The sequence below is a fragment of the Sphingomonas populi genome (genome assembly GCF_004208535.1).
Classification (GTDB): Bacteria; Pseudomonadota; Alphaproteobacteria; order Sphingomonadales; family Sphingomonadaceae; genus Sphingomonas; species Sphingomonas populi.
In genome coordinates this window covers 1-5,337 of sequence record NZ_SGIS01000093.1, presented here as the reverse complement: position 1 = coordinate 5,337, position 5,337 = coordinate 1, and the positions used below count along the sequence as shown (strand labels likewise).

5 protein-coding genes and 1 pseudogene are annotated in these 5,337 nt (G+C 61.5%); 4 read left to right on the top strand and 2 right to left on the bottom strand.

What is annotated here, in order from left to right:
• The coding region (locus tag EWE75_RS23695; RefSeq protein WP_130160511.1) for an SDR family NAD(P)-dependent oxidoreductase at window positions 1-374 on the bottom strand (374 nt) is incomplete at its 3' end.
• Window positions 375-781: 407 nt separating this feature from the next.
• Here EWE75_RS23695 and EWE75_RS23690 point away from each other — a divergent pair.
• The 3 genes from EWE75_RS23690 to EWE75_RS23680 all read left to right on the top strand — a co-directional run bounded on the left by EWE75_RS23690 (window position 782) and on the right by EWE75_RS23680 (window position 3,851).
• Window positions 782-1,666 (top strand): alpha/beta fold hydrolase, encoded by an 885-nt coding sequence (locus tag EWE75_RS23690; RefSeq protein ID WP_130160510.1) that lies wholly within the window; start codon window positions 782-784, stop codon window positions 1,664-1,666.
• 174 nt (window positions 1,667-1,840) lie between these two features.
• Window positions 1,841-2,689, top strand: coding sequence for a fumarylacetoacetate hydrolase family protein (locus tag EWE75_RS23685; RefSeq protein WP_130160509.1), 849 nt, complete (start codon window positions 1,841-1,843; stop codon window positions 2,687-2,689).
• Complete coding sequence (locus tag EWE75_RS23680; protein ID WP_130160508.1) at window positions 2,679-3,851, top strand: L-lactate dehydrogenase; 1,173 nt, start codon at window positions 2,679-2,681, stop codon at window positions 3,849-3,851. The genes EWE75_RS23685 and EWE75_RS23680 overlap by 11 nt, the downstream gene beginning before the upstream one ends.
• A gap of 358 nt (window positions 3,852-4,209) precedes the next feature.
• On the opposite strand, the gene istB is transcribed toward EWE75_RS23680, so the two are convergent.
• Window positions 4,210-4,848, bottom strand: a complete 639-nt coding sequence (istB, locus tag EWE75_RS23670) for an IS21-like element helper ATPase IstB (RefSeq protein WP_130160507.1) — start codon at window positions 4,846-4,848, stop codon at window positions 4,210-4,212.
• A gap of 64 nt (window positions 4,849-4,912) precedes the next feature.
• Between istB and EWE75_RS23665 the strand changes: the two are divergent.
• Window positions 4,913-5,236, top strand: a pseudogene (locus EWE75_RS23665) (transposase); the annotation flags it as partial.
• Window positions 5,237-5,337: the final 101 nt, after the last annotated feature.

Below are 5,337 nucleotides of genomic sequence, written 5' to 3'. Positions count from 1 at the left end.
AGCAGATCGGCACAGTGTTTCGTTCCGAGGAAGACTCCGTCCAGGTTGACGGCGATCGTCTTGCGCCAATTTGCGAGCGTCTCCTCGCGTATCCGGCGGGGAATACCAATGCCTGCATTAGAAACGAGGATGTCGAGCCGACCAAAGCGCGCCTCGATCGCAGCGACTGCCTGGACCCATTCGTCCTCGTCGGAAACGTCGAGCCGGACATAGGCAGCCTTGTCGCCGAGCGCGGTAAGGTCTTCATCAGCCGTGTCGGCCAGATCGGCGACCATCACAGATGCGCCTTCCGCCAGAAACCGTTCGACGCACGTCCGCCCGATACCCCTAAGCCCCCCGGTGACCAGCGCCACCCGCCCCGCAAGCCGACTCATGCTGCCGGCATCCAGGCCAGCACCTTGCGAACAATTCTATCCGCGCAACCCAACATACCTGCCTCTCCACGTCATTCAGCGATTTTCGGCGGCTGGGCTTGTATACAAACCCCGCAGCCAAGACTGCCTACGAAGGCTAAGAGAAATTGATATACAGGTCAATACCGTTGGACTCCGTGGAAGAGATCCAGGAATGGCTCCGCGTTCTCCATGCAGGCGCCCAATATAGAAGAGAGCACTGGAGCGGGCTCAAGTTATTGCTTGCACTCCCGCCTCGCGACGACCCGTATTGACATCCCTATTAAAGAATGGTGTGATTGGCTGGGTGAATGCGGCCAGCCAGCGGGCATGCCGATCACCGATAACGCCGGGCATCGAACGGTGACGAATTGAGAGGAAATACGCGCATGGTCGACTTTGGTCCCGGTCTTCGCAGTCACAAGGTCCAGCTTTCCCAGGTCAGGATGCACTATGTCGAGGCCGGCGCCGCTGACGCGCCGCTGCTCCTGCTCCTGCACGGATGGCCCCAGACGTGGTTGGCCTGGTGGCAGATCATACCGCATCTGGCCCAGCGCTATCGTGTGGTGGCGCCGGACCTGCGAGGACTAGGAGACACAACGCGACCAGTTACCGGCTATGATGCGCAGACGCTCGCCGGCGATGTGATCGAGCTGGTCAATGCGTTGGGCGTATCCAGCTTCGGCGTGGCCGGTCATGACAACGGGGCGATCGTCGCGCATGCAGTGGCGGCGCTGGACCGCGATCGGGTGAAGGCGCTGGCGATCCTCGACATCGTGTTGCCCGGCTATGGGCTCGACGACTTCGTGCGCTTGTCGCCCGATGGCTGGGGCATCTGGCACTTCCCTTTTCATGCCTCGCCGATGGCGGAATTTCTGATCCGGGGACGGGAGCGCGAGTATCTGAACTGGTTCTTTCGCAACATGGCCTACGCCCCTGGGGCAATCCCAGCCGAGCATGTCGATGAATATGTGCGTGCCTATTCCCAGCCGGGCGCCATGCGCGCCGGGCTCGCATATTATGCCGCTTACCATCAAGACGGAGTGCAGGCCCAATCCTGGGGTGAAACGAAACTGAAGATGCCGGTGCTGGGCATCGGCGGATCGGCAAGCATCGGCTCTCTCGTCGGCGTCAAGCTGCGGGAGATCGCCGATGACGTCACTGGCGAAGTGGCCCCCGAGTGCGGACACTGGATCCCGGAGGAGCAGCCAGCCTGGCTGGCAGAACGGCTCGAAACATTCTTCGCCAATATCCTCTCGCCCTCGTCAACATAGTGTCGACATCCCTCGCCATGGATTAAACGCCAGAGTGCCAGGTCGAGCGATTCCGTACGTCTGAGTGCATTGAATCAAGAATGAATATCCGACCAAGTTTGTTCGAATACGCCCACCTTCACAATGCATCTCTGCTGGCGCGCGTAGCAGCCGGCGAACATCGAAAGGTATAGCATGAAACTGTTTCGGCACGGACCCAAAGGATCGGAACGACCGGGGTGCTTCGACTTAGACGGTGTTGCACGCGATCTAACCGACATAGTCCCGGATATCGCCGGGGAAGTGCTGACGCCCGAGGGGCTTCATGCCTTGGGACGGCATGATGTGACGAAACTCCCGCTGGTGCCCGACGGGGTCCGGATGGGCGCCGCTATTGGGCAGATCGGCAAATTCGTGTGCATCGGGGTTAATTTCTCCGACCATGCGGAGGAAGCGAATATGACCGTTCCGGCCGAGCCAATTATTTTCATGAAGCCCATTTCCGCCGTGGCCGGCCCGTTCGACGATGTCGAATTGCCACGAGGAAGCGTGAAAAGCGATTGGGAAGTAGAGTTGGGCATCGTCATTGGTGAGCCAGGCCGCTACATTGAGGAGGCCAATGCAATGGCGCACATCGCGGGCTACTGCGTCGTCAATGACCTTTCCGAGCGCCAGCTGCAGCTTGAGGGCACCGGGCAATGGGTGAAGGGTAAAGCGCATGATTGCTTTGGTCCGATCGGTCCATGGCTTGTCACGGCGGATGAAATCGCCGACCCTCAAGCCCTGCCTATGTGGCTTGAGGTCAACGGAACACGATACCAAAACGGGAATTCGCGCACGATGGTGCACAAGGTCCCGTTCCTCGTCAGCTATGTCAGCCAGTTCATGAGCCTACAGAGCGGCGATGTCATAGCCACGGGCACGCCCGCCGGGGTCGGCATGGGGCAGAAACCACCGGTCTTCCTGAAACCGGGAGACGTGATGCGGCTTGGCATCGATGGTCTGGGTGAACAGCTGCAACGCGTGAGCGGATATGCTGCCTGAACGCGTCATTTCACATGCCGATTTTCGAAGGCATGCGAAGCGGCGCCTGCCCCATGTCTTGTTCGATTATGTGGACGGCGGAGCCTATGACGAGTTGACGATGGAGCGCAACCGGGCCGGCCTCACCCATATGCTGCTGCGACAGCGTGTTCTTTGCGACATGTCGTCGGTGCGGATGGAAACGCGACTTGCCGGGGTGGATGCGACCATGCCGGTCGTGCTGGCGCCCGTTGGCTTTGCGGGTATGCTTGCCCGGCGCGGCGAAGTGCAGGCAGCGCGCGCAGCCCAGGCGGCGGGGGTGCCATTCACGCTTTCGACGGTCGGCATCTGCGCGGCGGAGGAGGTCACGAACGCCGTGGAGCCCCCATGGATGCAACTTTACATGATCCGCGACCGCGCTTTCATGCGCGATCTGCTCCAACGCACCTGGGCGCTGGGATCGAGGCAACTTGTCTTCACCGTTGATCTTCCGGCTCCGGGCGCGCGGTATCGGGACGTGCGCTCGGGCATGTCCGCGCAACAGAACTGGCGAGGCTCGCTACGCCGGGCAATCGACGGACTCGCGCATTCGGGCTGGTTGCTCGATGTATATATGAGCGGCCGACCTCACAGCTTCGGCAATTTGGCCGGCGCCGGGATCGACATGTCTTCATTCGCGACAGCATGGGGCTGGATGCGCGCTAACTTCGATGCCTCGGTCAGTTGGCCCGATGTTGCTTTCGTACGTCAGAACTGGCCGGGCGCCATTCTTCTCAAGGGCATTCTCGATGTCGAGGACGCGCGCATGGCCGTCGATGCCGGGGTCGACGGGATCGTGGTGTCCAATCATGGCGGCAGACAACTCGACGGCGTGCGATCCTCGATTGAGGCCTTACCGCCGATCGCCGACGCGGTTGACGGTCGGCTGGACGTACTCATGGACGGCGGGATCGTTTCCGGTCTCGACATCCTCAAGGCGCTCGCGAACGGCGCGCGCGGCTGTATGCTTGGCCGTGCATGGGCGTTTGCGCTGGCCGCCGGGGGCGAGGAAGGCGTTTCGCGAATGCTTAGCCGAATTCGCGATGAACTGCGCCTAGCCATGATCATGACCGGCTGCAAAGACGTGCGCACGGCAGGACGGCACCTGATAGACTGCAAAGCCCTGGGACATGCTCACTTATGAACAATAGGGTTACCCAGATGCGCCGCTTTGCAGCATCTCCTTGACGCCCCGGAGATAGGTGCTTGGCGGATATTCGCCCTGATCGGGCGCGAGGAGTGAATGACAACGATTTGCGGCGGGCTTGGAAAGTCTTCCCCTATCATCCCGCCATCGAACACGAGTTCGGACCCCGTGATGAAACTGGGTGCCGCCGAGCTAAGGAAGACGATGCCGCTCGCGATTTCCGCGGCCTTAGAGCATAAATCGACCTGATTGGTGCGGATTCCGATGATGCCGCCCGCCTATTCCGAGATGATCGCGCCCACCTGCAGGGTCGTTTGGTCGACTGTGTGTGGTTGGCATTTTTGACGGTGGAACGTCAACTGGCGGCGGTCGGCTTTGTCCTGCGCAGGGAGTCTCCAGTGAGCTCGATGCGGTGGGCGTTGTGAAGGAGCCGATCCAGGATCGCGTCGGCGTAGGTTGGGTCACCGATGGCGCGGTGCCAGGATGCGATGTCGAGCTGGCTGGTGACGATCGTGGATTTACGTCCGTAGCGATCCTCGAGGATTTCGAGGAGATCATGGCGGGCCTGAGCGTCGAGCGGCTGAAGCCCCCAGTCGTCCAGGATCAGGAGCTCGACCTGGCCGAGGCTCTTGAGCTTGCGCGCGATGCGACCATCGCCGCGCGATAGCGCCAGGTCGTCAAGCAATCGCGGGAACCGGGTGTACAGGACCGAACGATTGTCGCGGCAGGCCTTGTGGCCGATCGCACAGGCGAGCCAGCTCTTGCCGATCCCGGTCGGGCCGCACAGCGCCAGATTGTCGCGCGCGTCGATCCAGTCCCCCTTCAGCAGCATTTCGACAAGCCGGCGATCAAGCCCGCGCGCGCTACGATAATCGACGTCCTCGGGCGCGGCATTGTGCCGGAGTCTGGCGTGGCGCAGCCGCGCGCCAACGCGAGTGGGTTGCTCGCAGCGGGGTAGTGTCCCCGGACGTGGTGTAGGAAGGGCCCCCCGGATGAGGTGGCCATCGCCGGTCTTCGGCTAGGGTTCGGATGCGAACTTGAACCTGGAGAAGACGACGATGACCGATGCCAAGATGGCGCTGCTCGAGCTGGTCGAGCAAGAGGCGGATGCTGACCTGGTACGCGAGATGCTGGCGTTTGCCGCCGATCGCATGATGGATCTGGAGATCGAGGCGAAGACGGGTGTCCCGGCGGGCACCCGCTCGCCCGACCGCCTGAACCACCGGAACGGCTACCGTGACCGTAACTGGGACACGCGTGCCGGCCGGATCGAACTGGCGGTCCCGAAGCTGAGGAAGGGCAGCTACTTCCCGAGCTTTCTGGAGCCGCGCCGGACAGCGGAGAAGGCGTTGGTGGCAGTGATTCAGGAAGCCTATATCCAGATTCCATGAGGAGTGGATAGCGACCCGGTCTCTGGCAGAGTGAGGTTGCTCAATATCACACTCTGGAGGCAATCATGTTTGCAATAGCCGACGGCTCCGAG